This is a genomic window from Bifidobacterium sp. LH_389 (assembly GCF_056357235.1).
Map to the genome: position 1 here is coordinate 150,202 of NZ_JBKEVR010000001.1, position 25,739 is coordinate 175,940.

Here is a 25,739-nt window from a genome sequence, read left to right on the forward strand (position 1 = left end):
AACGGACAGTCCTGTGGACTGCCCGTAGGCGAGGGGAGCGGCCGCAAAGGACGCGACGGCTACGCGAGACCGGACAGGCGGTTGATCAGGTCCGGATCTCGCGTAGCACCCTTGTCCGCGGAGCGGGCGAAGGCGGCGTACGCCTTGAGGGCCTGGGAGACTTTGCGGTCGCGGTGGGCCACGTAGCCGTCGCCGGCCTCGAGTTCGGCGCGGCGCTCGGCGAGCTGCTCGTCCGTCAGCTCCACGTTGACCGAACGGTTCTCGATGTCGATGTTGATGATGTCGCCGTTCTTGATCAGCGCGATCGGGCCCTTGTTCGCCGCCTCGGGGGCGATGTGGCCGATGGCGAGGCCGGAGGAGCCGCCGGAGTAGCGGCCGTCGGTGAGCATGGCCACCTGCTTGCCGATGCCCTTGCCCTTGACGAAGGAGGTCGGGTAGAGCATCTCCTGCATGCCCGGGCCGCCCTTCGGGCCCTCGTAGCGGATCACGAGTGCCATGCCGGGCTTGAGCGTGTCGTCGAGGATGACCTTGATGGCCTCTTCCTGGGATTCGACCACCAGTGCGGGGCCGCGGAACTTCCAGATCTCCTGTGGCACGCCGGCGGTCTTCACCACGCAGCCGTCGGGCGCGAGGTTGCCGCGGAGTACGGCGAGACCGCCCTCGTGGATCTCCGGATGGTCGATGTCGTGGATCGCGCCGTTGACGCGGTCGGTGTCGAGCGAGTCGAACAGCGTGGTGTGCGTCCACGGTTCGGGGGAGATGATGTGGCCCGGAGCGGCCTTGTACATCTGCTTGGCTTCCTCGGTGCAGGTGGGGCGCATGATGTCGTACGCGTCCAGCTTGGCCTTGAGGCTCGGGAAGTCGATGGAATGCACGTCGCGGTGCAGCTTGCCGGCGCGGTCGAGCTCGCCGAGGATGCCGGTGATGCCGCCGGCTCGATGCACGTCGGAGATCTCCCACTTGCCGGACGGGCTGGCCTTGCAGATGCACGGCACGGTGTGGCTGATGCGCTCGATGTCGTTGAGCGTAAAGTCCACGTCCGCGCTCTGGGCCATGGCGAGGATGTGCAGCACGGTGTTGGTCGAGCCGCCCATGGCCACATCCATGGTCATCGCGTTCTCGAACGCGTGCTTGGTGGCGATGGAACGCGGCAGCACGGAGTCGTCGCTGTCGTGGTAGTAGCGGTTGGCGATCTTGACCACCTGCTGCGCGGCACGCTTGAACAGGTCCTTGCGGTAGGAGTGGGATGCGAGGATCGTTCCGTTGCCCGGCAGCGCCAGACCGATGGCCTCGGTCAGGCAGTTCATGGAGTTCGCGGTGAACATGCCGGCGCAGGAGCCGCAGGTGGGGCACACGGTCTTCTCGTAGTTGAGCAGATCCTCCTCGGACACGTTGTCGTCCGCGGAGGCGTACATCACGGAGATGAGGTCCGTGTTCTTCTTCACGGTGCCGTCGGCCAGCACCGTGGTACCGGCCTCCATCGGGCCGCCGGAGACGAACACGGTGGGGATGTTGAGGCGCAGCGCAGCCATGAGCATGCCCGGGACCACCTTGTCGCAGTTCGGGATGCAGATCAGCGCGTCGGCGCAGTGGGCGTTCACCTGGTACTCCACGGTGTCCGCGATGATGTCGCGGGAGGGCAGAGAGTACAGCATGCCGGTGTGACCCATGGCGATGCCGTCGTCCACGGCCATGGTGTTGAACTCGCGGGGGATGCCGCCGGCCTCCTTGATGGCCTCGGAGACGATGCGGCCCACCTTGTTGAGGTGGACGTGGCCGGGAAGGAACTCGTCGAAAGAGTTCGCGATGGCGATGATGGGCTTGCGGCCCATGTCGTCGCCGCTGACGCCGGCGGCACGGTAGAGGGCTCGCGCGCCTGCGAAGACGCGGCCGGACATGAGTTTTGCTGATCGCATTTCTGTCATGGTTCCATTCAAGTCCTTAATCGGGACACGCGTTTTGTCAAGAGTCAGTATGTGGAATTCACGAGGATGTTACTTTTATGTCGCGTCCGTCAGCCGTGCCCTCCCGCGGTCCTCGCATGCGGCTATACTTACCTCGATTGAGACAGACCGTCCATTGTCTGGAGATAACGAATATGGCTTTTGGCACCCAACCCACCCCGAGCGGACTTGCGAACCCGCCCATCGACGACCTCATGAAGCACGCGGACTCCAAGTACGCGCTGGCCATCTTCGCGGCCAAGCGCGCCCGCCAGATCAACTCGTACTTCACCCAGCTCAACGAGGGCCTGCTGCAGAACGTCGGCCCGCTGGTCGAGTACCAGAATCAGGAGAAGCCGCTGTCCATCGCTTTCCGCGAGATCAACGACGGCCTGCTCGAGGAGACGCTCGGCGAGGACGACCTCACCGAAGGCAACTGATCGAGGTGGAACCGTCCGATTTGGCGGCGACACGCTTGCCACTCGGGCCGGTCTCGACTACAACTGAGCAGAGGTTGCGAACGTAATGCGTTAGGCTCGCGCCGATCGCATGTCCGGCTGAGGCCGTGCATGCGATCAGGCACGGGCCTTTTTCATAACCGCGGCAGCCGGCAACAACTCAACCAACGTATCATTGTGCCTCGTCGCGCGGCGGGGCGATAAGTCCGAAAGAGGGATGATATGACACAGGAACGCAAGCTCATCAGCGCCGAATCCGTGACGGAGGGGCATCCGGACAAGGTGTGCGACCTGATTTCCGATTCCATTCTCGACGATCTGCTGGCCCAGGACCCGCAGTCGCACGTGGCCGTGGAGACCTCCGCCGCCACCGGCGTGTTCCTGGTGTTCGGCGAGGTCACCTCCACCGGCTACTGCGACGTGCAGTCCAAGGTGCGCGAGGTGCTCCACGAGATCGGCTACACCAGCTCCCAGGTGGGCCTCGACGCCGACTCCTGCGGCGTGATGGTCGCCATCACCGGTCAGAGCGCGGAAATCAACCAGGGCGTCGCCCGACTCAACACCGAAGAGGAATCCAAGGCCACCCGCGAACAGCGCTACGAGGCTCAGGGCGCCGGCGATCAGGGCGTCATGTTCGGCTATGCCACCGACGAAACCAAGGCCCTCATGCCGCTGCCCATCCACTTGGCCCACAGGCTCGCCTATCGCCTCGCACAGGTGCGCAAGCAGGGCATCGTGCCGCATCTGCGTCCGGACGGCAAGACCCAGGTCACCATCGAATACGACGAGAGCAACAAGCCGCTGCGGGTGGACACCGTCCTCATCTCCACCCAGCACGACCCGGAGGCCACGCACGACTGGCTGGCCGCGCAGCTCAAGGAACACGTGATCGACCCGGTGCTGGACGCTGAGCTCGGGGATGACGTCAGGCACGATGACTACCGCCAGCTCGTCAACCCGACCGGCTCGTTCATCCTCGGCGGTCCGGCAGCGGACGCCGGACTCACGGGCCGCAAGATCATCGTCGACACCTACGGCGGTGCGGCCCACCACGGCGGCGGCGCCTTCTCCGGCAAGGATCCGAGCAAGGTGGACCGTTCCGCCGCCTACGCGACCCGCTGGGTGGCCAAGAACATCGTGGCCGCCGGCCTCGCCCACAAGGTGGAGGTCCAGGTCGCCTACGCGATCGGCGTGGCGGACCCGGTGAGCGTGAACGTGGAGACCTTCGGCACCGAGATCGGCGGCGTGACACGCGCCCAGATCGCCGCCGCCGTGCGCAAGGTGTTCGACCTGCGTCCGGCCGCCATCATCGACGAGCTGAACCTGAAGCGCCCGATCTACAAGAAGACCGCCGCCTACGGCCACTTCGGCCGCGACGACGCCGACTTCACGTGGGAGCGCACCGACAAGGTGGACGAGCTCAAAGCCGCCATCGCCGCGCTGTGATGTTGCGGGCGACAGACTGACCGTGACCGTGCGGCTGCGCTGACGGCGTGGCCGTGGAAGGGCCCGATCCGGCAATACATTCCGCCGGATCGGGCCCTTCCGGCGTTATCATGGCCACTATGACTGTTGAGGACGCCGAACAGCTCGCGTTTGACGGGCTCGCCCCGCGCAGGCGACGCCGCCGTGCGCCCGTCGAACGCCACCCGGCGTCGGCCGATCCCATCGCACAGGTGGTGCTTGACGTGCAAGCCACCCATCTGGGACGTACCTTTGACTATCTGATTCAGGACAGGGACGACGAGGCGGCGCAGCCCGGCGTGCAGGTGCGTGTGCGCTTCGGCGGGCAGCGGGTCAACGGTGTGATCTGGAACCGCGTGGGACTCGACGCCGCCACCGCACCACGATCCTCCCTGCGCTACATCGAACGCGTGCTGAGCCCCGTCGTGGTGGTGGGCGACGAGATGCGGCGCGACGTGACCGCCATCGCCGACTGGTACGGCGGCACGCGGGCGAACATCCTGCGCGTGGCCGTGCCTCCCCGCGTGGCGTACGTGGAGGCCGAACAGTCGCTCGCCGGCCGCTCCGAGGGATTCGCCGGGGCTGCGGACGCCCGCCTTATGGCTCGCTGGACCGCGCTGTCCGAGCGCGAGGATTCGCGTGTCTGCGCATGCTACGATCACGCCGCCGCATGGCAGACCGCCCTGACCGGCCGGGGATTCGCCGAAGTCATGGCGGACGCCCTGCCCGGGCCGCTGGTCTGGGCGCGAGACGTGGCATGGATGATCGCCACGGCGGCTAATGCTGGCAAGTCGGCCGTGGTCGTGCTGCCGGACATGCGCCACGTGGAGGACCTCGCCGAAGTGCTTGCCTCTGCCGGACTGCGCCGGTTCTCGCCCGCGGAGGCCCAACACGGCGGGTGGCGCGGCGACTTCGTGACGCTGGGCGCGGTGCTGCCTCCATCGGAGCGCTACCGGGCCTATCTGGCCGTCGCCGCCGGTCAGGTGCGCTGCGTGATCGGCACCCGTGCGGCCATGTATGCGCCCGTGACCGGACCAGCCCTGTTCGCCATCGTGGATGACGTGGCCTACCAGAATGCGGACGGATTCATGCCCTACGCTCAGGCCCGTGGCGTGCTGCAGCTGCGCGCGCGCAGCCACGGCGGCGTATTCGCGGCGCTCGCCCATGCCCGCAGCCCCATCAGCCAGGCCGGCGACGCGCTCAAGGTCCACGCGCTGCCCGCCGTCACCAAGGAACGCTCCCCGTGGATCCGCTGGTTCAACCGTGAGGCGCTGACCCGCATCGGGGACACCACGGCTGGCACCCGCGTGCCGCACACCGCCGTGCGCATTCTTGCCAGGGCACTGCAGACCGGGCCGGTGCTGCTGTCCATCCCGGCGGAAGGGGTGAGCGAGACGCTGAGCTGCGCCAAATGCCATCGGCAGGCCCGGTGCCCCAAGTGCACGGGGCCGTTGGAGCTTGGGCGCAACGGCGGATCCCCGCACTGCCGGTGGTGCGGGGCCGCCGCCGTGGGATGGACATGCCCGGAATGCGGCGGGGAGCGCATGCGCGTGGTGCGCGTGGGTGCGGCCGGCACCGCGGAGGAACTGCGGAACCTGTTCCGCAACGTGCCGATCGTCGTCTCCTCGCCTCGGCAGCCGCGCGGCATCGTCGAGGACATTGTGGACAGGCCGGCGCTTGTGATTGCGACGCCCGGCGCGGAGCCGCGCGTGCGCCCGGCTGCGGGGCACGGTACCGCCGACGCAGGCAGCGCCGCCGGCGACCTGCAGGTCGGCTACCGGGCCGTGGCCATTCTGGACGCGTGGACCAGTCTGTACGCGCTGGGTGTGGATGCTCGCACGGACACGCTGACCGCGTGGATGCGCGCCGCCGCCCTGTGCCGCTCGCGCACGGAAGGCGGACAGGTGCTGCTGCTGGGGGAGACCGACCCGGTGCTGGCCGGGGCACTGACCGGCTGGGATGCGCCGTTGCTCGCCGCACGCGAAGTGGAGGAGCGACGGCAGACAGGGCTTCCTCCCGTGACCGCCGCCGCCTGCGTGTGGGGCAGACGTGATGCGGTGATGTGGGCGCTCGGTCAGGTCGGCGTGCTGCTCGACGGCGAATGGGGCATACTCGCGGTTCCCGGAATCGAGGGGACGGAAGCCGAGCAGCCCGCCGTGCTCGGTCCGGTGCCGATCGCCCAGCCGTCCACGATCAACGCCCGGGAACTCGAGGAAACCGCCGACCGGGTGAAGGCCGTGGTGCGCGTGGTCCCTGAGCGTCGCGCCGAACTGGCGAACAGGCTCCGCGCGGCCGTCGCCCGGCATGTGGCCACGCGCACGCCCGGCGAACTGCGCTTCCAGATGGACCCCAAGGGCCTCATCTGACTCCTTTTCCGGTTTTCCGGTTCACGCGATGTTTTTCAAGTCATCTTGTGAATTGGAAAGGATGTTCGGAAAAATCGCGACAATCCCAGTAGCCGGGCCGAAGTGCCGCGATCGGACTGTGAGATTCCGTGCGGTTTTGGGCGGTTCTCCGGTTCACACGTTTTTCGGCTGTTCATCGTGTGAACCGGAAATCAGTCCACGGTGACCTTGACGACCGCCGGATAGCCGCCAAGGCCGCTTCCGGCGGGCTGAGGCCCCGCCTGCACGTGCAGGCCGGCCGCGTCGCGCGTCCACCGGGCCTCGCCCTGACCGAGAACCTCCACGGAGCGGATGACGCCATGGAACACGGGCTTCGAGGAGGCGTCCCGTTCGGCGAGCTCGGTGATCGTGACGGCACCGGAATCCGGCCATTGCATGCAGGTGGCGTAGATGTGCGGGCCGCGGCAGGTGAACCGGAAATCCCGCTCGGTGAACTCGCCGACGGTGTTGTCGGTGAACTGGCCCTCCACGGTTTCGGTCGGCCCCTCCTCGGCGCGGCGCCACGGGATTGTGCCGTACACGGCCTCGCCGTTGGTTTCCAGCCACCGACCGATGCCGAGCAGCACGGCCGTGTCCTCCTCTCCGATCGTGCCGTCCGGTCTGGGACCCACGTTGAGCAGCATCACGCCGTTCTTGGACACGGCGTCCATGAGGTCGCGCACCAGATCCCGCGGATCCTTGAACTCGTTGTTCTCGGTCCACCCCCACGAGTTCTTGGCGATGGCGGTGTCGGTCTGCCAGTGGAACGGCTGGGCGACGGCGAACTTGCCGCGCTCCATGTCCACCGTGGCCGTGCCGAACGGGAATGCGTCCTGCTTGTAGCAGATCGTCACGTCCTGCCCCCACTCGGCCGCACGGTTGTAGTAGTAGGCCGCGAACCTCTTGAGGTACGGTTTGACCGCGCTGTGCTGGATCCACCAGTCGAAGTACATCTGCCCGGGACGGAAGCGGTCCACGATCTCGCAGGAGCGCACCAGCCAGTCCTCGAGGAACTCGGCGCTCGGCGTGGGCGTGCTGAACAGATCGAAGTGGTCGGGCTCGGGCATGGACGGCCAGTAGAGGTCGCCGCGCTTCAGCGGCTCGTGGATGTCGCTGGGGAAGTCCTTGCCGTGCCCCATGAAGAACCAGTGCTCCACGCGGTGCGAGGAGGCGCCCATCACGAGACCATGCCGGTCGAACGCCGTCTTCAGTTCGCCGAGCACGTCCCGCTTCGGTCCCATTTCGGCGGCGTTCCAATGGGAGATCTCGCTGCGGTACATCTGGAAGCCGTCGTGGTGCTCGGCCACCGGGACCACGTAGCGCGCGCCGGCCTTGGAGAACAGGTCTGCCCAGCGGTCAGGGTCGAATCGCTCGGCACGGAACAGGGGGATGAAATCCTTGTACCCGAAGTCGCGCTGGTCGCCCCAGACCTTGCGGTGGTGCTCGTACTCCGGCGTGCCTTGGATGTACATGTTGCGCGAATACCATTCGCTGCCGAACGCGGGTACCGAGTACACGCCCCAGTGGACGAAGATGCCGAACTTGGCGTCCTGCATCCAGCGGGGCATGTCCCGGCCGGCAAGGGACTCCCAGTCGGCCCGGTACGGGCCTCGGGCGATGACCCGGTCGATGGTGCGCAGGTATTCGTCGTGGATGGCCATGAGGCATGCTCCTTTGCAAGGACAGGTGGCGGCTGCGGTCCGTGTTGCGGCTCGCGGCGGCCTGTGACGCGGCATGACACCCACTGTAGCGCGTAAGAAGACGTTGGATAATGGACACGGAAGACATGTTTCGCGCCGTCATGTCGCATGCGCGACATTGCCGTTGGCTATGCCATGAGCATGACAGGCGCCGCCATCCGGGAGGCCGCCGTGGACACAGCCGTGCACTATCCGCATCTCTCCATGGATTTCGGCGGTCGGAAGGTCGCCATCGTGCGCCTTGCCTGCGGTCCGATCGACGAGCCCGTTCCGCCGCACGCCCACGGCAGCGGATGCTACGAGCTGCACTACAACGTTTCGGGAGACGGCACGGCGATTCTCGACGGGGAACGCCATCGCATCGGTCCCGGAACGCTGTACGTCACCGGTCCGGGCGTGATGCACGCCCAGATCCCCGATGCGGAAGGCCCTCTGTATGAGTACTGCGTCAACCTGTCCGTGCCGGGGACTTCCGGGCGTCCTTCCGCGCGGTCTTCGTCGCGGGGTTCGCGCACGCGCATTCCGGACGGTGACGGCTTCCCCGACGAATCGCTCGCGGGCGGATTGGCGTCGTTGCGCCGATTCGTCGGGGAGGACCGCGAATCGCTGGGCCCGCTGTTCCGCCGGCTGTTCGTCGAATGCCGCGAGCGGCGCATCGGATGGCGTCGGTGCATCGCGGCGTTGACGGAGGAGATTCTGATCGGCGTGGTGCGCAACGGTCCGGCATATCGCGCGGCGCGGTTCGGGGAGACGCCCGTGGCCGTTCCCGTCGCCGGCGCGGTGACCGACGCCGAGGACGGCGGTGACCCGGTGCGTCTGTCCGACGGCGGCGAGCGGTCGCTGTTCGTCGACCAATACTTTCTGGGCGGTTACGACAGCCAGTCGCTCGAGGATCTGGCGAAGCGCCTTTCGCTCAGCACGAGGCAGACGCAACGAGAGATCATACGGTATTACGGCATGACGTTCCGTGAGAAGTCGGCGGAGTCGAGGATGGATGTGGCCGGACTGCTGCTGGACGAGACGGACGAGCCGATCGCCGCGATCGCCGGGCGTGTAGGCTACGCGTCGCCTGAGCATTTCAGCGCCGCATTCCGCAGACGGTACGGCATGAGCCCGTCCGCATACCGCATGAGGCGCACGGACGGATGAACGGTCGGGTCTAGCGGCGCAAAATCGTCGCACAGCCGTGGTTCGATGGAGGCGTAAGGCAAACGACGCCAGGAAAGGACCCGACAATGGCAAAGGGATGGCCCGGGGAGCCCCAGATGGAATCCGATGTGCTCGTGGCGGAAGGCAATGCCTCCGGCGCGGCCGGCAAACCGATCACCGACGTGATCTTTGACTTCGGCAACGTGCTCGTCTACTGGGACCCGGCCAACACCATGGTGGGCCGCTACTCGCCGGAGAGTATCGAATGGTTCCTCGACGACGCGAACTCCGGCCTGTACGCCGCGTCCGACCTCATGGACGGCGGCGCCACCTGCAAGGAAGCGGAGGACTGGGTGCTCGCCAACCGCGGCGAGCGTGCGGCCGAGATGATCCGCTACTACAACGCAAACTTCGTGGACTCCCTGGGCGGTGCGGTGCCCGGCGCCCGCAAGCTCATCGAGGACCTCAGGGCCATCGGCGTGGGCGTGTGGGGCCTGTCCAACTGGTCCGCCGAGCTGTTCCCGATCGCGTGGGAGGGCTATCCGATCCTGCACACCCTCGACGGCAAGGTGGTCTCCGGGCCGATCGGCCTGCGCAAGCCGCACACCGACATCTACGAGTACGCCCTGAAGCAGTTCGGCATCGAAGCGTCCGGGGCGGTCTTCGTGGACGACAAGGCCATGAACATCGTGGGTGCCAACTCGGCCGGCATCCGCGGCGTGAAGTTCACCGACCCGTACAAGCTGCGCGCCCTGCTCATCGACGCGGGTCTGGACATTCCGGCGGTCAGGTAGCGCTCCGGGGCTGCACGGCAGCATGGGCGAAGACGGTGAGACGGCGGTGCGGCGAACCGTGCCGCACCGCCGCCGGGCATGCGTTACAGTGGAGGAATGCTGAAGTTACTGTTTGCCGGTTCCCCGGAAGTCGCCGTGCCGGCCCTGAAGACGCTGGCGGCGGACAAGGACCATTTCGACGTGGTGGCCGTGCTCACCCGTCCCGACGCGCCCACCGGCCGCGGGCGCAGGCTCGTCGCCAACCCGGTCAAGCAGACCGCCCTCGAGCTGGGCATTCCGGTGATCGAATCCGATCCCGCCTCTCCCGGATTCACGGACGAGCTGAAGGCCACCGGCGCCGAGGCCGCCGCGGTGGTGGCCTACGGCAAGATCCTCAGGCAGAACGTACTCGACGCCCTGCCGCTCGGCTGGTACAACCTGCATTTCTCCCTGCTGCCGCAGTGGCGCGGCGCGGCTCCCGTGCAGCGCGCCATCTGGGCGGGGGACAGCGTGACCGGGGCGACCGTGTTCCGCATCACCCGCAAGATGGACGCCGGCCCGATCCTCGCCCGGTCCACGGTGGAGATCGGCGCGCACGAGACAAGCGGGGAGCTGCTCATGCGCTTGGCTGAGGACGGTTCCCGCGTACTCGCCGCCGCGCTGGAGGGCATGGCCGAGGGACGCATCGTCCCGGTGGAGCAGCAGCCCGGCGCCTTCGAGGTGGCCGCCAAGATCTCCGTGGAGGACGCCCACATCCGCTTCGACGTGCCCGCGTTCGCCGCGGACCGGCAGATCCGCGCCTGCACGCCCAATCCCGGCGCATGGTGTGATCTGTACGCCGAGGGCGATGCGGCCGGCGATGCGGCCGGCGAACCGGCCACGCTGCACGTGCTCGAGGCCCGTCCCGTCGACCCGGCCGCCCAGCCCAACGCGCCCGTGGATCTCGGGCCCGGCGAGCTGAGGGCCGGCAAGCGCAACGTGTGGGTGGGTACCGCCACCGATCCGCTGGAACTCCTTCAGGTCAAGGCGCAGGGCAAGAAGGCCATGCGCGCAGCCGACTGGGCCCGCGGCGCCCGCCTGTCCGCCTCCGCCCGTCTGGGCTGAAAGCGGGAGACGTCATCACATTGGTAGCGCGGGAAGGCATCTTCCTGGCTAAGATGGAGGCATGCCGAACATTCACGAGATCGAGGAGACCCGACGCACGCTCGGGTTCTCCCGGGATGCCGTCGCCCGAGCGATGGGCGTCAGCATACCGGAACTGTCTCGCGCCGCGCAGGGCAATCCGACAAGGACCTTCCTCGATCGGTATGCCAAGGCATTGGACGACATGTCCGGCCGTATTACGCCGAAGCAAATCGCGGACGTTGCGCGTCCCATCGCCTTGCGGCATGGCGTGGACGAACTGTACCTGTTCGGCTCCATGGCCCGCGGAGAGGGACGCGCGGATTCCGACATTGATTTCATCTATCATTTTTCCCCCGAGGCGAACCCTGTGGTGGATGTCGTCGCGTTGCGTAGCGATCTGCATGATGCGTTCGGAAGGGACGTGGATCTGGTGCGCAAGGACTATCTGCTCGAGCCGCAGCGCGATCGGCTCAGGGACCTGCAACGCGTACTGTTCGCGAACAGCGTTACGTCCAAGCCCATGTTCAGGATCGTGTAGCCATGTGCGTCGATGGCGGTGACGCGGTATCCGGTGTGGGGGAGCGCGACATGATCCATATCGTCGCGATCATGAGGGCGTTGACGGATGCCCAGCGCTTTCTGGGTGACCTTACGCCGGACGAATTCCGTGACGATGACAAGACACAGAATGCGGTCGCCATGGCGGTGGCACGTGTGGGCGAGCATGTCAAGCGCCTTTCCGCCGAATTCAGGGAAGCCGAGTCGGCAACCGCTTGGAAGGCCATTGCCGGGACCCGGGATTGGATAGTCCATGACTATGATGATCTCGATTTCGATCGGCTGTACTACGCGGTCAGACACGACGTTCCCCGCGTGATCGCCGTGCTTCAGCCGTATATCGACACGCAGTCCAATGTCGGGCTATCAAGCCAGTCGCCGTTCGACGTTCCCCGCGTGTGATTTCTCATGCATGCCCAATGCATGGGAGAACGTTCTTGAGCCCGCCCTAGCGCAGGTAGCCCAGCACGAGGCGCAGATCGCGCACGTTGATGGACTCGGGGGCGGCGAGACGGGTCTTCGGCTTGGCGCAGAAGGCGATGCCGAGTCCGGCGGCCTGAATCATGGGAATGTCGTTCGCCCCGTCGCCCACCGCAACCGTCTGGACCATCGGGATGCCATAGCGCTCGGCCCATTGCCGCAGGGCGTTGCGCTTGACGGTCTTGGTCACGATCTCGCCGAGCACTTCGCCGGTGAGCGTGCCGTCCGCGAACACGCCCAGCCGGTTCGCCATCCAGCAGTCGAGGTGCGCGTCGGCGGCGAGCCGGTCCACCACCTCATGGAAACCGCCGGAGACCACGCCCACCTTCCAGCCGTGTGCGTGCAGCTCATCGATGAGTTCCAACGCGCCCTCGGTGAAGTGCAGGCGGCGGTAGACCTCGTCGAACACGCCGACCGGCAGGCCCCTGAGCAGAGCCACGCGGGCCTGCAACGCCTCGCAGAACTCGAGCTCCCCGCGCATGGCGCGCTCGGTCACCTCGGCGATCCGTTCGCCGCAACCGGCGGCCGCGCCCAGCTCGTCGATGACCTCCTCGTCGATGAGCGTGGAATCCACATCCATCACCAGCAGCCCGGGGCGGGACAGCGTGGGTCTGCCGTGATCGGATTCTTCAAGAGCTTGCAAAGTTTCGTCGGACATGTCCCCGATTGTCGGAAAACCTTGGGACAATGGGCGAATGCATGAAGTTTGCTCCACAGGAACTGGTCTCATCGCCGCCATCACCGATTGGCTCGTCTGGCTCATGGAACAGGTCGGCGGTCTCGGCGTGGCCTTGGCGATCGCCCTCGAATCCATTTTCCCGCCCATCCCCAGCGAGGTGATCCTCCCGCTGGCGGGCTTCAGTGCCTCGCGCGGCCTGTTCTCGCTCGTCTCGGCCATCCTCTGGGCCACGGCCGGCTCGGTGCTCGGCGCATGGGCCCTGTACGGCATAGCACGTTGGGTGGGTCTGCACCGCATCCAGCGGGCCGCGGACGTGATCCCCGGCGTGAGCAGGCACGACATTGCCAAGGCGGACGGCTGGTTCACCAAGTACGGTACGTGGTCGGTGCTCATCGGCCGCGTGATTCCCGTGGTCCGTTCGCTCATCTCCATTCCCGCCGGGCTCAACGGCATGAGCTTCCGCACGTTCACCGGATGGACCATGCTCGGCTCGGCCGTGTGGAACACCATCCTCATCTCGGTCGGCTACGGCCTCGGCGCGCAGTGGTGCGCCATCCAGGGAGCGCTCGGCGTGTTCGAAGATGTCGTGATCGCCGTCGTCATCGTGATCATCGCCGTGTGGGCCGTGCGCAAGGTGCGTACTGTAATGAGCCAGCGCGGCGAAGCGAAGGCCGCGGACAGTGCGAAGGGAGACGACCACGAATGAGTGACGCTGCAGGCGAGGCCACCACGCCCGAGGAGATGGCCGACCGGCTCGACCGGCTGCAGGCCAAGAACCATGCGCTCGCCAAGGCGCTCAGCCGTGCCAGTCAGGAGCTCAGCAAGGCCAAGTCGCAGCTCGTCCAGCTTGCCCAGCCGCCCAAGACCTTCGCCACGGTGGTGAAGGTCGATCAGGTCAGCGTGGACGACGACGGCGTGCAGCATGCCAGCGCCGAGGTGGTCAACGGTCCGCGCCGGATGATCGTACCCGTGTCTCCCACCGTGAACTCGGCGCGGCTGAGCTGCGGGCAGACCGTGCTGCTCAACGAAAGCCTTGTGCTCGTGGAACGCCGGGAAACCCCGCTCACCGGACTTGTGCGCACGGTCGAGCAGCCCCTGGACGCGGCCCGTCTGCTCGTGCGCGACCAGTCCGGCACGCTGAGCGTGGTCCGGCGCGCCGCGGGGCTCGTCACCTCCCCGGTGTCCAAAGGCGAACGGGTGCTCGTGGACCACAACAACCTCATCGCCTTGGAGGCGTTGCCCCCGGAGGACGACGCCGATCTGGTGCTCGAGGAGACCCCGGACGTCACCTTCGACGACATCGGCGGCCTGACCGGCGAGATCGAACGCATCCAGGACGCCGTCCAGCTGCCGTTCCGCCACCGTGCGCTCTTCCGCCGCTACGACCTGCGCCCGCCCAAGGGCGTGCTCCTGTACGGGCCTCCCGGCAACGGCAAAACCATGATCGCCAAAGCCGTGGCACATAGCCTGTCCGCGGCCACGCCGGGCGTCAGCGGCGTGTTCCTGTCCGTGAAGGGACCGGAACTGCTCAACAAGTACGTGGGAGAATCCGAGCGGCTCATCCGGCTCATCTTCGCGCGCGCCCGCGAACGCGCCGCGGACGGTCGGCCCGTCATCGTGTTCATCGACGAGATGGACTCCCTGTTGCGCACCCGCGGCTCCGGCGTCTCCTCGGACGTGGAAACCACGATCGTGCCGCAGTTCCTCGCCGAACTCGACGGCGTGGAAAGTCTGGACAACGTGATCGTCATCGGCGCCTCGAACCGCGTGGACATGATCGATCCCGCCGTGCTGCGCCCCGGACGGCTCGACGTGAAGATCCGCATCGACCGCCCCGACGCCGCGCAGGCCGCCTCGATCTTGAGACACTACGTGACCGCCGACCTGCCGCTCGCCCCCTCGCTCGACGTGCCAGCGCTCACCGATCTGGTGATTCGCGACGCGTTCGCCCGTGACGACCATCGCCACGTGTGCGACGTGCGCCGGCGCGACGGCGGCTGGGATGCCATATACTTCGCGGACGTGATCTCCGGCGCCAGCCTGAAGAACATCGTGGACCGCGCCAAGACGCGAGCCGTCAAGGCGTCCATCGAGACCGGCTCCGACGTGGCGCTCGACGTGGCGATCTTCGGCAGGGCCGTGGACGAGGAGTTCCGGGAAACCGCGGACGCCATCGCGAACACCGACCCGGCCCAGTGGGCGCGCATCACGGGACTCGACCGTGGTCAGGTCGCCGAGATCAGGCCGGTGATCGCATGAGCGTCAGACGCATCATGGGCACCGAAACCGAATACGCGGTGTCCCTCGCCGGATCCTCCGGCGAACGGTACAACCCGGTCCAGCTCTCCTACGACGTGGTGGACGGCGCCTCCACGCCCGCAACCCGCCACATCCGCTGGGACTACCGTCAGGAGGATCCGGTCAACGACGCGCGCGGCCACCGGCTCGAACGCGCCGCGGCCCGGCCGGATATGCTCACCGACGCTCCGCAGCTCAACATCACCAATGTGATCGCCGCCAACGGCGGACGGGTCTACGTGGACCACGCCCACCCCGAATACTCCGCGCCGGAGACCCGGGACCCGTTCGATGCCGTCGCCTGGGACCATGCCGGCGACCGGATCATGCAGGCCGCCGCCGAACGTGCCAGCGTGGCCACCGGTCGGCCCATCGTGCTGCACCGCAACAACGTGGACGGCAAGGGCGCCTGCTGGGGCACGCACGAGAACTATCTCATGGAGCGCCGTGTGCCGTTCGACGCCGTCGTCGCGCTCATGACCCCGCACTTCGTCTCCCGCCAGATCTACGCCGGCTCCGGACGCATCGGGCTTGGGGAACGCTGCGAAGGCACCGGCTACCAGCTGAGCCAGCGCGCCGACTACGTGCACGCGCGCGTAGGGCTGCAGACCACGTTCGACCGGCCCATCGTCAACACGCGCGACGAACCGCATGCCTCCTCGGACCGTTGGCGCCGCCTGCACGTGATCGTGGGGGACGCGAACCGCATGGAAACCCCGCAGGTCCTGAAGCTCGGTGTCACCAGCATGCTGCTGTGGCTGCTCGAACACGCCGACGCCGCCGGCTACGACCTTGCGGCCCTCACCGACGGGCTGGCCTTGGCGGACCCGGTGCAGGCCATGCACGACGTCTCGCACGACCTGACGCTCGCCGCACCTCTTGCGCTGGCGAACGGCGGCACCACCACCGCATGGCTCATGCAGGTCAAGCTGCGTGCCGCCGTCTATGAGGTCGCGGCGGTCCTCCACGGCACGGACACGCGAGGCGAGCCCGCATGGCCCGACCGCTCCACCGCATCCGTCATGGCGATGTGGGGACAGGCCCTCGCCGACGTGGCCGCCATTCGCCACGCCGCGACGGACGACGAGCGCCTTGGCCTGACCGGCGAGGCGGGACGCGTGGAATGGCTGTTCAAATGGCAGCTGCTCGAACGGCTGCGGCGCAAGCGTGGCTGCGACTGGTCGGATGCTCGGTTGCGGGCGTTCGATCTGGGCTGGGCGGCGCTCGACCCGCGTTCGTCCGTCTGGGCGCGTCTGGAGCCGCGTGCGGAACGGGTGCTCGATTCGGGCCGCGTGGAACATGCCGCGATCGAGGCTCCCGAGGACACGCGGGCGTGGCTGCGCGCCCAGATGGTCCGACGGTTCCCGGCCGAGGTGGCCGCTGCGTCCTGGACCCATCTGGACGTGCTGGACGGCAGCGACGCGCAGGCCATCGGCAGCGGGACCGGTTCGGGTACGTTCGACTTCGACATGGCCGACCCGACCCGGTTCGGCAGGGCGGAATGCGAGGAGGCTCTGCGCCACGCCACGTCGGCGGCCGGTTTGCTGGAATCGCTATCATAGCCATCCGGCCCCGCTCAATGCCAGCGGGTATCATCGAAAGCCAAGGCGTCCGGTGGGCCTGCGGGTCGCGCGGAAACTGCGGCGGAACGAACGAAGACAAGACAGCGGTTGCGAAAGACGAAGGAGCGCGGAAACATGGAATGTCGTGAACTGGCACTGCGGGCGGCGGACGTGGCCATCGAGGCGGGCAAGCACGCGCTGCAGGAACAGATGAACCCGCACGATCTCAAGATGATGTACCGGCCATCCAAGCGCGAACAGTTCACTTCCGAAGTGGACGACTTGCTCATCCGGTTCGTGCGCAACAGGCTCACGCACGTGAATCCCTACGACGGCTTCTGGGAGGACGAATCCGGCAACCTCAAGCCGGGCGGACGCTACTGGTGCGTGGGCCACATCGACGGCGTGATCAACTACGTGCGCAACATGGCCGAATGGACCGTCACCATCTCCCTGTTCGAGGTGGACGAGCACGGCGAGGGCAAGCCCATCGTGGGCGTGGTGCACGCCCCGGCGCTGGGCCTGACGTATGTGGCGGCGCGCGGCAACGGCGCGATCCGCATCCGCCGCACACCCATCGGGGAGAAGCGCGAAAAGGCCATGCCGTCCATCACCCCCACGCTCGACGGCGCCGTGGTGAGCTTCGGCATGTCGTACTTCGCCAAGGAGGCGGAACGCGCACTGCGCACGGTCGGAGCTATCTCCGCCGGCAAGCCCGCGGACATCAAGCGTGTGGGTCCCGCCTCGCTCGACCTGTGCAAGGTGGCGGACGGCACATACGACGCCTACTTCGAGCCGATGCTCCACTCGTGGGACATTCCCGCGGTGGCCGCCGGCGCCGTGGTCGTCTGGGAGGCCCAGGGCAAGCTCAGTCAGTGGAACGGCGACGAAATCCACTGGAACCGCGACAACGACGTGCTCGCCTCGAACGGGCTCATCACCGAGGACATCCAACGCTATCTCGCCTAGGAATCGCGGTATTCGTAACATCGGAAAACCCGCTTTTTGGGAAAGGAACTCTCCATGCCGCAGCAGCATGAACAGCATGAGCAGCAGCAATCGTACGCCGGGCAGGGCTCGCAGGATCAGAAGACCGTGCAGCGCAACGCCCCGCAGACCGGCGCACAGGTGGACGATCTGGACGCCCTGCTCGACGACATCGAATCGACGCTGGAAACCAACGCCGAGGAATACGTCAATCGCTTCGTGCAAAAAGGCGGCGAGTGATGCCGCAACTGCGCGTCGAGCGCGACGGCGGCACCACGAACAAGAGCGGGACCGGCCACGAGCACGACCATGACTTCGCACGCATCTTCGGCATCGAAACCGAGTACGGCGTGAGCATCACCGGTACCGAACAGCCGTGCGACGCCGGTCATGTGGCCATGATGATGTTCCAGCCGGTCGTCTCCCGCGCCCGGTCCACCAACACCTACCTCGCCAACGGCTCCCGCCTGTACCTCGACGTGGGCTCGCATCCCGAGTATGCGACCGCCGAGGCCCGAACCCCCATGGAGGCCCTCGAACAGGATGCGGCGGGGGAGCGGGTCATGGCCCGACTCGCCCTGGACGCGCAGGAACGGTTGCGGCATACGCATGGCGCCGGCGCAACCGTCCATGTGTTCAAGAACAACGTCGACTCGTCCGGGCATTCCTTCGGCTGCCACGAAAACTATCTGGTGCGCCGGGCGGTGTCCCTGAAGACCATCGAACGCGAACTCATCCCGTTCCTCGTCACCCGTCCGCTGTTCAGCGGCGCCGGCCGGCAGACCCCGGACGGATACGAGATCACCCAGCGCGCCGATTTTCTGGACGACGCCGTCTCCAGCGCCACCACGCGCTCGCGGCCCATGGTCAACACGCGCGACGAACCTCACGCCGACCCGGACCGTTTCCGTCGTCTGCATGTGATCGTCGGCGACTCCAACCGTTCCCAGACTGCCACGTGGATGAAACTCGCCACCACCCATCTGGTGCTGTGCGTCATCGAGGAACGCCAGCGCACCGGCGGCATGTCCCCGTTCGCCTGCTGCGCGCTCGCGGACCCCGGTGAGGCCATTCGCGCCGTCAGCCGGGATATCACCGGTAGGGTGACGCTTCGTCTCGCCGCCGATGTGCCCGTGGAGCGCGAACGCACGGCGCTGGACATCCAACGTACCTATCTGGGCGCGGCGAAGCGGTTCGTTGCGGATCACGCGGAGCACATGGATGCGATTCTGCCGGACGCCGCGCAGGTGCTGGAATTGTGGGAGCACGCACTCGACGCCATTGCCGCGGGGGATTGGCGCTCCCTGTCCGGCTGGGTGGATTGGGCCGCCAAGCTGCGGCTGCTCGAAGCCATGCGTCGCCGGCATCCGGACCTATCACCGGCGCGTCTGGCCCAGCTGGATCTGGAATACCACGACATTGCCAACGGCGGATTGTTCGAGTCGCTCAAGGCCCACCGTGCCATGCGCGAATTGCTTGCCGAATCCGCCGTGCGCCGCGCCATGACGGTCCCGCCTGCGGATACGCGTGCCGCCTTGCGCGGTGCATTCGTGGCCAAGGCGCTGGAGACCGGCGCACAGTGGTCGTGTGATTGGACGCATACGACGGTCATGTTGCCTGTACGCGTCGACTGCGAACTGCTCGATCCGTTCAGCTGCGAGCCGACCGAACAGTGGCGCCACGTCATGGCGCAATTGGGCTGAGGCTGAGCGGCGCCGTGTGCATGGCGTGTATGGTCCACGTGAACGCGAAAGGGCTCCCGACGTTATTGTCAGGGAGCCCTTTCACATGGCTGTTCCACTCGGGGAATCAGAACCGCATGCGCGGTGTATTCACTCGGTGACGGCCTTCTTGAGCAGGGAGCCGGCGGTGATGCGCACGCCGTAGGAGGCGGGGATCTTGATGGTCTCGCCGGTGCGCGGGTTGCGGCCCGTGCGGGCGGCGCGCTTGACGCGCTCGGCGGAGAACAGGCCGGTGAGCTTCAGGCCTTCGCCGGACTGCAGAGCCTCGACGAACACGTCCTGGAAGGCGTTGACCGCAGCCTCGGCCTGAGCCTTGGTGAGGTTCGACTTCTGCGCGATCTTGGACACGAGATCAGACTTGTTGTATGCCATGGTAAAGCATTCCTTCTGTCGGGGGCTTCCTCCTTGATCCGGAAACCCATCGGTCAGCTATAGATATTAGCGCATGACCCTTCAAAATGCCGCATTTTCAAGGGTTTTTCACGGATTTAGAGGCCGGATGCGCTCCGTTTACACCAGATTGCGTCGGCTCAGCCACTCCATGGCCGCGGCACCCAGCGGAATGCGCAGCCAGTAGGTGACCAGACGGTACAGCAGTGTGGCGCTTAATGCCACGGCGGAGGGGATGCCCGTGGCCGCGAAACCGCCCATGAGTGCCGCCTCCACGGCACCCAGACCGCCCGGCGTGGGCACAGCCGAACCAAGCGAGTTGGCCAGCAGGAACACGAACGTGGTCTCGAACACGTTGGATTGCCACCCGAAGGCCATGAGCGCCGCCCAAAACGACAGTCCGAAGCACATGCTCTGCAGGATCGCACCGATCGCCCCCACGGCGAGCTGGCGGGGGCGCGTGAGCAGGTCCGCCAGCTGGCGGGCGTAGGCGGCCACCACGGGCAGCACGCGTTCCCTGACCAGTCGGCGCACGCGCGGAACGGCCATGGCTGCGACCACGATCACCACCACGGCGCTGACGACGATGACCAGCGTATTCGTGGGCACCATGCCGGAGAACGTGTTGCGACCGGTGAACACGCCAATGCCCACGATGAGCAGGCAGGTGGCGATCACCTGCAGGGCCAGCACCGCGCTCATGACGGCCGTGGCCTGCGGCCCGCGGTAACCGATGCGACGCAGATACTGCAGGTTCACGAACGCCGGACCCACGCCGGCGGGCATGGACACGGAGGCGAAGCTGGACGCCGCCTGGGACATGAAAATGCCTGCGGGGTCCCTTCGCTCCCGGTCGATGAACGCGCCGAGCGTGATGCCGGATGCCACCCAGGTCAGGCACCCGAACGCGAAGCTCAGCGCCGCCATCCACGGATTGGCATTGCGCACAGCCTCGATCACCTGCTCCATATTGAGCTGCGTGACGATCACCGCCAGTGCCACCACCAGCAGCGCGGTCGCCACGAACGAACGCACCGAGAACCGGCTGAGCGTCACCGTGGGCAGCGCCTCCGCGGACTCCTCGTCCGCTAGGGCGCGCAGCCCGGCGCGCAGATCGTCCAGAATGCGCTTGCGCCACTGCGGCAGGGACCGGGTGGCTTTGGGAACCGCCACAGGCTGGACGAACGGTACCAGATCCACGAGCTTGCCGTCCGGCCAGACCTTTCGCGCTGCCGCGATTGCAAGGTCCGTGCCGCCGAGCGTGGCCAGCAGGGCGAGCAGCTGCACGCGGTCTATGGCGATGTTGACGGCGGAGCTTGCCGCGTCGCCGGTCTGCCAGCCGGCGATCACCGGCGTGTTGGTGCCGTCGGCCAGCTGCGCAAGGCATGCGGGCGTGATGCTGCGGTGGGTGATGCCCCTGCGGTGGGCTGCATCGAGGTAACGCAGGTAGGCTTCCATGCATGCCTCGTCCATCGCGAAGCCGTCGGCATGTCCGGCATTGCCGGTGCGGATGAGCGGGGTGAGACGGGGCGAGACGTCGAAGACGAGGAACGCGGATTCGGATTGCTCCGCGATGGCGTACGGTCGCATGGCGGGCAGCCCCGCATTGGCGAGCAACAGGAGCATCGCCTGATGATGCTGGACGCTGTCGCGCACCGACCGGTCGCGCCGCACGGAGGCCCCGGACAGCTTGAGCCACTGCCAGACCTGCGCCAGATAGCCGGAGGTGTGGGCCTGCGCATCCAGCACGGACACCACGTAGGTGCGGCCCGAATCGTCCGTCAGATCGTAAATGCGCGTCGAATCGACCAGATCATCGTCCAGCGTGGCGGTCAATGCGTTCGGGTCGTGCCGGCGATCCTGCCGTCTGACGAGTGCGCCGGGTTTGAGTCCGAGCCCCTCGAGCGCATCCGCAAGGGCGGGGCCCCAGACTCCCTGATTCTGCGTGCCGACGGCCAGTCGCACGGCGAGTCCGACCAGACGGCCCAGCAGGAACGACAGGAGTACACCGGAGAGGGAATTGGTGTTCAGCATCACCAGAATCACGGCCACGGCGTAGGTGACGTTCCATCCCCATTTGACCGTCGAGCGCAGGCGCTTGGGACCTGCGGCGGTCAGGAAAGCCGCCATGCCGGCGTACAGATCGGGCAGCAGGGGACCGCGGTTGCTGGTGACGGACCACAGGCCGGCCAGCAGCGTGTCCGAACCGAATGCGCCGATCAGCGTCGAAGCGACGGCCGCGATCGCATAGCCGCCCACGAGGGCGATCGGTGCGCTGACGGCCTGCCGCCATTCGCGTGCCACGACGATCTGGATGAGCACGCTGAACACCACGGCGAACGTGGCCATCTGCGAGATCATCAGCGCGGGCAGGTCACCCAGCCATGCCACCAGGCCGCTGGCCGAATGCACATCCATCTCCACGCCGGCGGCGAGCCCCCGCATGAACACGGCGACGAGCATGACGGCCGCGCATCCGATCGCCGAGGCCGCCATGCGTACCAGATCGCCGAAATCACGGACGCGCCGCGGGGCCGTGTCCGTGATTTTGACTGCCGACTGTCGATCCATGGGTTCGCCGTGGTCCGGGCTGTGCGGCGTCAGCGGGCGAAGTCGACGAGCTTGGCCGCGACCCCGGTGTAGGTGGCCGGCGTGAGCGCCTTCAATCGCGCGGCGGTCTCGGGATCGAAGGACTGGCGGTCGATGAACGCCTCGACGTCCTCCTGGCTGATTTGATGACCGCGCATGAGTTCCTTGACTTTCTCGTACGGCTTGTCCATGCCGGGCAGGCCCCTGAGTTCGCAGGCGCGCATGGCGGTCTGGATCGGCTCGCCGAGCACTTCCCAGTTCGAATCGAGCTCGGCGGTGATGGCATGCTCGTTCGGATGGATGGAGCCGAGTCCGCCGAGCAGATTGTGCAGGGCGAGCAGGCTGTATCCAAGCGCCGAACCGATGTTGCGCTGCGTGGTGGAATCGGTCAGGTCGCGCTGCCAGCGGGATTCGACCAGCGTGGCGGACAGCGTGTCGAGCAGCGCGCAACTGATCTCGAAGTTCGCCTCCGCGTTCTCGAAGCGGATCGGATTCACCTTGTGCGGCATGGTGGACGAGCCGGTGGCGCCCTTGACCGGTACCTGAGCGAACACGCCGCGGGAGATGTACATCCACACATCCACGCACAGGTTATGCATGATGCGGTTGGCGTGGGAGACGGTCGAGTACAGCTCGGCCTGCCAGTCGTGGCTTTCGATCTGCGTGGTCAGCGGGTTCCACGTCAGGCCCATGCGATGCTCCACGAACTCGCGGGACACGGCGATCCAGTCCACGTTCGGGCACGCGGCCAGATGGGCGCCGAACGTGCCGGTCGCACCGTTGATCTTGCCCAGATACTCCTGATCTTCCAGATGCCTGAGCTGGCGGCGCAGACGGTACACGTAGACGGCGAGCTCCTTGCCGAGCGTGGTCGGCGTGGCCGGCTGGCCGTGGGTGAGGCTCAACAGCGGCATGCTGCGGTATTCCTCCGCCTTGCCGGCCAGATGGTCGATGATCGCCGTGAACGCGGGCGTCCACACCTTTTCCATGGCGTTCTTCACACAGCGGGCGATGGACAGGTTGTTGATGTCCTCGGAGGTGCAGGCGAAGTGCACGAGCGTCTTGATGCGGTCGTTGAGTTGCGTGTCGGCGCCGAGACGATCGGCGGCGAGGTCGATCTGGTCGTCGATGTAGTATTCCACGGCCTTTACGTCATGGTGGGTGACGGCCTCGTGCGCGGCATGGCGGGCGATGCCCTCGGCGCCGAAGTCCTCGGGGATGGCGCGCAGGAACGCGATCTCCGCCTCGGTGAACGGCTTGACGCCTTCGACGATCGGCTGGTTGCCGTTGCCGTCGAAGCCGTTGGCCAGCAGGATCATCCACTCGACCTCGACGCGCATACGTTCGCGGTTGAGCGCCGGCTCGCTCAGGTATTCGACGAGCGGCGCGGTGGCCTTGTGGTAGCGGCCGTCGAGCGGGGTCAGTGCGATTGCAGGGGTGATGTCGGTAAGATTCATGGCATCCAGCCTACTTCCTGCCGTGAACCGCGCGCAATGCGTCGTCGAGCCGGTCCTTGACCGTCTTCTTGGCCGTGTCCAATGCACGGTCCTTGATCGGTTCGATCGCCTCTTTGATCTTGTGCTCGCGTAAGGCCTGCTGCACCTGATCCTGAAGATCTTTGGCGTTTTGCGCTACTCCTTTGAGATCGTGCCGCATCCTGCCCTGATAGTACGTCGTTTCCTCCAGCTGTCCGGATACCAGATTGTCGAAGTGCCGTTCGTGGGTGTTCAATGCCGAAGACCCTTGCATCGATGCGTTTCGGAATGCCGTTTGCAGATAGGGCATCTCGTGCGTCAGCGTTCTGCCGGTCCCCGCTTCTGGAACGGTGGTGGAACCGAACGGATTGCCGGGATCCGAGGTACCCGGCTTGGTGGTGCCTCGGATCGTGAGCCAAGTGTCCTTCATCGGATTCTGGGCACCGTCCAGATTCGATACCAGTTCGTCTCGGTCCTCCACGCTGGTCACCCATGTGCGTTCGGGAATCGGATGGTTTGCAATGGGAGACCCGCAGGTGACGATATGACGGATGTCGTATCGGTCCTTGAGATCCGATGCGAGGACCGCCGCTACGATGCCGCCCTGCGAATGGCCGATCATGGTTACGGCATCGTTCTTGCCGATGCCGGCTTGGCGCATCGCCTCGGCTACCATGCGGGCGCTGTCCGCTTCCATGCGTACTCGTTCGTCGTCACTCATGAGTTCTGCGTTCTGCAGCCAGCCGAATGGCGAATTGAAGTACCCGTCCGTGCCCGGGATCGTAACCAGCCAGTTGACGGTACCGTCGGCGTTCCTGAATTTCTGGATGGCGATGGTGCCGTAGTCGAGACCGGTGCCGCCTTCGCCCTCGCCAAGCCGTTCCCGTCCGAGCCGGTACAGGTTGTTCATCGCCGCTTCGATGGATCGCGGCGCATCGAGGAATGGCCGGTTCGGGACCACGGGGTGGACTTCGAGCTTGTTGCCTTGGAACAGATTCACGATCGGTGCGGTCCATGCGCTGACCGCCGTTGCGCCTTCGTTCACTTCATTGGTGGCCAACGCGCCGCCGAACGGGAACCTCTCCCAGAATTTGCCGCCGAGCTGGGCGCCGGCGGCACTGAGTATGCCTTCCTGCGCTTCGGAGGTAAAATAGGACATCCAGGACAGGTCCCCATGCCCCTCCTTGATGCTGCCGCCTACGATGGCTCCGAGCACGTTGACCGCTGTGCCCGCCCAGAGGGGAATGGAATAGCCGGGAACCGAATACAGGGCCTGCACGCCTTCGTTGATGAATCTGGTGGCAATGTGGTCCGCCTCGGAATAGGTGGAGTAGGTGCGGGCGACCTGCTCGCTGCAATCCCGGAACCTATCCGATAATGCGGTGAACTCCGCTGCGCGTTCCTCGGCGTTACGCTCCAGCGCCGGATAATCCACGCCTTCGTGACAGGGCTGGATGATCCCTCTCGAGGACGGGCATCCCGGCATGCAGTAGGCGGTGTACGCGAATTCCTTGGCGTTGCTTCGCCATGCGAACGCCATGTTGGACAGACTTTGCGCGATGCTCTCGAGCGAATCCGCTATGGCGGTGAAATGGTCGAGATCTGCCTCCGTGGCTTGCGGCCCGCCATATACTCTGGTCGATACCTGCCAGTTCACGGTTCACCTCCATGCCAGTTTCCGGACGACATCGAGTGAGAGTTTGGCTCGCATGGCATCGTAGTACAGCGTGCGCAGCGTCTCCCGGTAGTGTTCCGATGCAGCTCCGGTCCAGTGCAGCGCGCGTGAGGCGTCGGCAACCGTCTGGGCTTCGTCGAGTCTCTTCTCGCTTTCGCGCAGGAGTCTTTCGACGTCGGCTCTGGTGGTCGGCGCGGTCATATGACATTGGCAGTTCTGTGGGTCAAATGCAGTGTTCATGCATTCCATCGCACACCATGGGCGCGCGTGGGTCCAATCCGCAGGGGTCTGTGGTCGAATGTGGACGA

Annotated in this window: 22 protein-coding genes and 1 riboswitch; of the genes, 14 read left to right on the plus strand and 8 right to left on the minus strand. The window is 66.3% G+C overall.

The window, feature by feature from the left end; all coding sequences use genetic code 11:
* Positions 1 to 59: 59 nt before the first annotated feature.
* Entirely contained in the window at positions 60 to 1,925 is a 1,866-nt protein-coding gene (gene ilvD / locus AC1AZA_RS00600) for a dihydroxy-acid dehydratase (protein WP_476512812.1), read from the minus strand.
* 173 nt (positions 1,926 to 2,098) lie between these two features.
* Here ilvD and rpoZ point away from each other — a divergent pair, with 173 nt between their 5' ends.
* The 3 genes from rpoZ (at position 2,099) to AC1AZA_RS00615 (ending at position 6,231) form a co-directional block, all read left to right on the plus strand.
* The gene (gene rpoZ / locus AC1AZA_RS00605; protein WP_476512813.1) at positions 2,099 to 2,383 is read left to right on the plus strand and encodes a DNA-directed RNA polymerase subunit omega; all 285 of its coding nucleotides are present in this window, start codon (positions 2,099 to 2,101) and stop codon (positions 2,381 to 2,383) included.
* Between the two features lie 186 nt (positions 2,384 to 2,569).
* A riboswitch (SAM riboswitch) is annotated at positions 2,570 to 2,628 on the plus strand.
* Positions 2,624 to 3,847 carry a methionine adenosyltransferase gene (gene metK, locus AC1AZA_RS00610; RefSeq protein WP_476512814.1) on the plus strand — a complete coding sequence of 408 codons (1,224 nt, stop codon included), beginning with the start codon at positions 2,624 to 2,626 and terminating at the stop codon, positions 3,845 to 3,847. It overlaps the preceding riboswitch by 5 nt.
* 119 nt (positions 3,848 to 3,966) lie before the next feature.
* Positions 3,967 to 6,231 (plus strand): primosomal protein N', encoded by a 2,265-nt coding sequence (locus AC1AZA_RS00615; protein ID WP_476512815.1) that lies wholly within the window; start codon positions 3,967 to 3,969, stop codon positions 6,229 to 6,231.
* Positions 6,232 to 6,422: 191 nt separating this feature from the next.
* Here the strand turns inward: AC1AZA_RS00615 and AC1AZA_RS00620 are convergent, their stop codons facing one another.
* The gene (locus AC1AZA_RS00620; RefSeq protein ID WP_476512816.1) at positions 6,423 to 7,910 is read right to left on the minus strand and encodes an alpha-L-fucosidase; all 1,488 of its coding nucleotides are present in this window, start codon (positions 7,908 to 7,910) and stop codon (positions 6,423 to 6,425) included.
* A gap of 174 nt (positions 7,911 to 8,084) precedes the next feature.
* On the opposite strand from AC1AZA_RS00620, the gene AC1AZA_RS00625 reads away from it, so the two are divergent.
* The 5 genes from AC1AZA_RS00625 to AC1AZA_RS00645 all read left to right on the plus strand — a co-directional run bounded on the left by AC1AZA_RS00625 (position 8,085) and on the right by AC1AZA_RS00645 (position 11,956).
* Entirely contained in the window at positions 8,085 to 9,098 is a 1,014-nt protein-coding gene (locus tag AC1AZA_RS00625) for an AraC family transcriptional regulator (RefSeq protein WP_476512817.1), read from the plus strand.
* A gap of 86 nt (positions 9,099 to 9,184) precedes the next feature.
* Complete coding sequence (locus AC1AZA_RS00630) at positions 9,185 to 9,892, plus strand: HAD family hydrolase (protein WP_476512818.1); 708 nt, start codon at positions 9,185 to 9,187, stop codon at positions 9,890 to 9,892.
* Positions 9,893 to 9,988: 96 nt separating this feature from the next.
* Positions 9,989 to 10,975, plus strand: a complete 987-nt coding sequence (fmt, locus tag AC1AZA_RS00635; protein WP_476512819.1) for a methionyl-tRNA formyltransferase — start codon at positions 9,989 to 9,991, stop codon at positions 10,973 to 10,975.
* 61 nt (positions 10,976 to 11,036) lie between these two features.
* On the plus strand, positions 11,037 to 11,534 hold the full coding sequence (locus tag AC1AZA_RS00640) for a nucleotidyltransferase domain-containing protein (protein ID WP_476512820.1): 498 nt from the start codon (positions 11,037 to 11,039) through the stop codon (positions 11,532 to 11,534).
* 2 nt (positions 11,535 to 11,536) lie between these two features.
* Positions 11,537 to 11,956: a HepT-like ribonuclease domain-containing protein gene (locus tag AC1AZA_RS00645; protein WP_476512821.1), complete on the plus strand. Its 420-nt coding sequence runs from the start codon at positions 11,537 to 11,539 to the stop codon at positions 11,954 to 11,956.
* Between the two features lie 46 nt (positions 11,957 to 12,002).
* Here the strand turns inward: AC1AZA_RS00645 and serB are convergent, their stop codons facing one another.
* Positions 12,003 to 12,692, minus strand: a complete 690-nt coding sequence (gene serB / locus AC1AZA_RS00650) for a phosphoserine phosphatase SerB (RefSeq protein ID WP_476512822.1) — start codon at positions 12,690 to 12,692, stop codon at positions 12,003 to 12,005.
* A gap of 37 nt (positions 12,693 to 12,729) precedes the next feature.
* On the opposite strand from serB, the gene AC1AZA_RS00655 reads away from it, so the two are divergent.
* The 6 genes from AC1AZA_RS00655 (at position 12,730) to pafA (ending at position 19,263) form a co-directional block, all read left to right on the plus strand.
* Positions 12,730 to 13,419: a DedA family protein gene (locus tag AC1AZA_RS00655; protein ID WP_476512823.1), complete on the plus strand. Its 690-nt coding sequence runs from the start codon at positions 12,730 to 12,732 to the stop codon at positions 13,417 to 13,419.
* Positions 13,416 to 14,972, plus strand: a complete 1,557-nt coding sequence (gene arc / locus AC1AZA_RS00660) for a proteasome ATPase (protein ID WP_476512824.1) — start codon at positions 13,416 to 13,418, stop codon at positions 14,970 to 14,972. The genes AC1AZA_RS00655 and arc overlap by 4 nt, the downstream gene beginning before the upstream one ends.
* Entirely contained in the window at positions 14,969 to 16,573 is a 1,605-nt protein-coding gene (gene dop, locus AC1AZA_RS00665) for a depupylase/deamidase Dop (RefSeq protein ID WP_476512825.1), read from the plus strand. The genes arc and dop overlap by 4 nt, the downstream gene beginning before the upstream one ends.
* A 135-nt stretch (positions 16,574 to 16,708) precedes the next feature.
* Positions 16,709 to 17,542, plus strand: coding sequence for an inositol monophosphatase family protein (locus AC1AZA_RS00670; protein WP_476512826.1), 834 nt, complete (start codon positions 16,709 to 16,711; stop codon positions 17,540 to 17,542).
* A 54-nt stretch (positions 17,543 to 17,596) separates the two neighbouring features.
* Positions 17,597 to 17,800, plus strand: coding sequence for a ubiquitin-like protein Pup (locus tag AC1AZA_RS00675; protein WP_476512827.1), 204 nt, complete (start codon positions 17,597 to 17,599; stop codon positions 17,798 to 17,800).
* Positions 17,800 to 19,263 (plus strand): Pup--protein ligase, encoded by a 1,464-nt coding sequence (gene pafA / locus AC1AZA_RS00680; RefSeq protein ID WP_476512828.1) that lies wholly within the window; start codon positions 17,800 to 17,802, stop codon positions 19,261 to 19,263. Before AC1AZA_RS00675 ends, pafA begins: the two co-directional genes overlap by 1 nt.
* A gap of 129 nt (positions 19,264 to 19,392) precedes the next feature.
* Here the strand turns inward: pafA and AC1AZA_RS00685 are convergent, their stop codons facing one another.
* From AC1AZA_RS00685 to AC1AZA_RS00705, 5 genes are all read right to left on the minus strand, one after another.
* Entirely contained in the window at positions 19,393 to 19,674 is a 282-nt protein-coding gene (locus AC1AZA_RS00685; protein ID WP_150353261.1) for an HU family DNA-binding protein, read from the minus strand.
* A gap of 138 nt (positions 19,675 to 19,812) precedes the next feature.
* The gene (locus tag AC1AZA_RS00690) at positions 19,813 to 22,263 is read right to left on the minus strand and encodes a lysylphosphatidylglycerol synthase transmembrane domain-containing protein (protein WP_476512829.1); all 2,451 of its coding nucleotides are present in this window, start codon (positions 22,261 to 22,263) and stop codon (positions 19,813 to 19,815) included.
* 29 nt (positions 22,264 to 22,292) lie between these two features.
* Positions 22,293 to 23,738, minus strand: a complete 1,446-nt coding sequence (gene purB / locus AC1AZA_RS00695) for an adenylosuccinate lyase (protein WP_476512830.1) — start codon at positions 23,736 to 23,738, stop codon at positions 22,293 to 22,295.
* 10 nt (positions 23,739 to 23,748) lie between these two features.
* Positions 23,749 to 25,413, minus strand: a complete 1,665-nt coding sequence (locus AC1AZA_RS00700; RefSeq protein ID WP_476512831.1) for an esterase/lipase family protein — start codon at positions 25,411 to 25,413, stop codon at positions 23,749 to 23,751.
* A gap of 3 nt (positions 25,414 to 25,416) precedes the next feature.
* Positions 25,417 to 25,671, minus strand: a complete 255-nt coding sequence (locus tag AC1AZA_RS00705; protein ID WP_476512832.1) for a hypothetical protein — start codon at positions 25,669 to 25,671, stop codon at positions 25,417 to 25,419.
* Positions 25,672 to 25,739: the final 68 nt, after the last annotated feature.

Excerpts from the sequence above, each read along its gene's own strand:
- ilvD (WP_476512812.1), bottom strand. The coding sequence starts at position 1,925 with ATGACAGAAATGCGATCAGCAAAACTCATGTCCGGCCGCGTCTTCGCA.
- rpoZ (WP_476512813.1), top strand. The coding sequence starts at position 2,099 with ATGGCTTTTGGCACCCAACCCACCCCGAGCGGACTTGCGAACCCGCCC.
- metK (WP_476512814.1), top strand. The coding sequence starts at position 2,624 with ATGACACAGGAACGCAAGCTCATCAGCGCCGAATCCGTGACGGAGGGG.
- AC1AZA_RS00615 (WP_476512815.1), top strand. The coding sequence starts at position 3,967 with ATGACTGTTGAGGACGCCGAACAGCTCGCGTTTGACGGGCTCGCCCCG.
- AC1AZA_RS00620 (WP_476512816.1), bottom strand. The coding sequence starts at position 7,910 with ATGGCCATCCACGACGAATACCTGCGCACCATCGACCGGGTCATCGCC.
- AC1AZA_RS00625 (WP_476512817.1), top strand. The coding sequence starts at position 8,085 with ATGAGCATGACAGGCGCCGCCATCCGGGAGGCCGCCGTGGACACAGCC.
- AC1AZA_RS00630 (WP_476512818.1), top strand. The coding sequence starts at position 9,185 with ATGGCAAAGGGATGGCCCGGGGAGCCCCAGATGGAATCCGATGTGCTC.
- fmt (WP_476512819.1), top strand. The coding sequence starts at position 9,989 with ATGCTGAAGTTACTGTTTGCCGGTTCCCCGGAAGTCGCCGTGCCGGCC.
- AC1AZA_RS00640 (WP_476512820.1), top strand. The coding sequence starts at position 11,037 with ATGCCGAACATTCACGAGATCGAGGAGACCCGACGCACGCTCGGGTTC.
- AC1AZA_RS00645 (WP_476512821.1), top strand. The coding sequence starts at position 11,537 with ATGTGCGTCGATGGCGGTGACGCGGTATCCGGTGTGGGGGAGCGCGAC.
- serB (WP_476512822.1), bottom strand. The coding sequence starts at position 12,692 with ATGTCCGACGAAACTTTGCAAGCTCTTGAAGAATCCGATCACGGCAGA.
- AC1AZA_RS00655 (WP_476512823.1), top strand. The coding sequence starts at position 12,730 with ATGCATGAAGTTTGCTCCACAGGAACTGGTCTCATCGCCGCCATCACC.
- arc (WP_476512824.1), top strand. The coding sequence starts at position 13,416 with ATGAGTGACGCTGCAGGCGAGGCCACCACGCCCGAGGAGATGGCCGAC.
- dop (WP_476512825.1), top strand. The coding sequence starts at position 14,969 with ATGAGCGTCAGACGCATCATGGGCACCGAAACCGAATACGCGGTGTCC.
- AC1AZA_RS00670 (WP_476512826.1), top strand. The coding sequence starts at position 16,709 with ATGGAATGTCGTGAACTGGCACTGCGGGCGGCGGACGTGGCCATCGAG.
- AC1AZA_RS00675 (WP_476512827.1), top strand. The coding sequence starts at position 17,597 with ATGCCGCAGCAGCATGAACAGCATGAGCAGCAGCAATCGTACGCCGGG.
- pafA (WP_476512828.1), top strand. The coding sequence starts at position 17,800 with ATGCCGCAACTGCGCGTCGAGCGCGACGGCGGCACCACGAACAAGAGC.
- AC1AZA_RS00685 (WP_150353261.1), bottom strand. The coding sequence starts at position 19,674 with ATGGCATACAACAAGTCTGATCTCGTGTCCAAGATCGCGCAGAAGTCG.
- AC1AZA_RS00690 (WP_476512829.1), bottom strand. The coding sequence starts at position 22,263 with ATGGATCGACAGTCGGCAGTCAAAATCACGGACACGGCCCCGCGGCGC.
- purB (WP_476512830.1), bottom strand. The coding sequence starts at position 23,738 with ATGAATCTTACCGACATCACCCCTGCAATCGCACTGACCCCGCTCGAC.
- AC1AZA_RS00705 (WP_476512832.1), bottom strand. The coding sequence starts at position 25,671 with ATGAACACTGCATTTGACCCACAGAACTGCCAATGTCATATGACCGCG.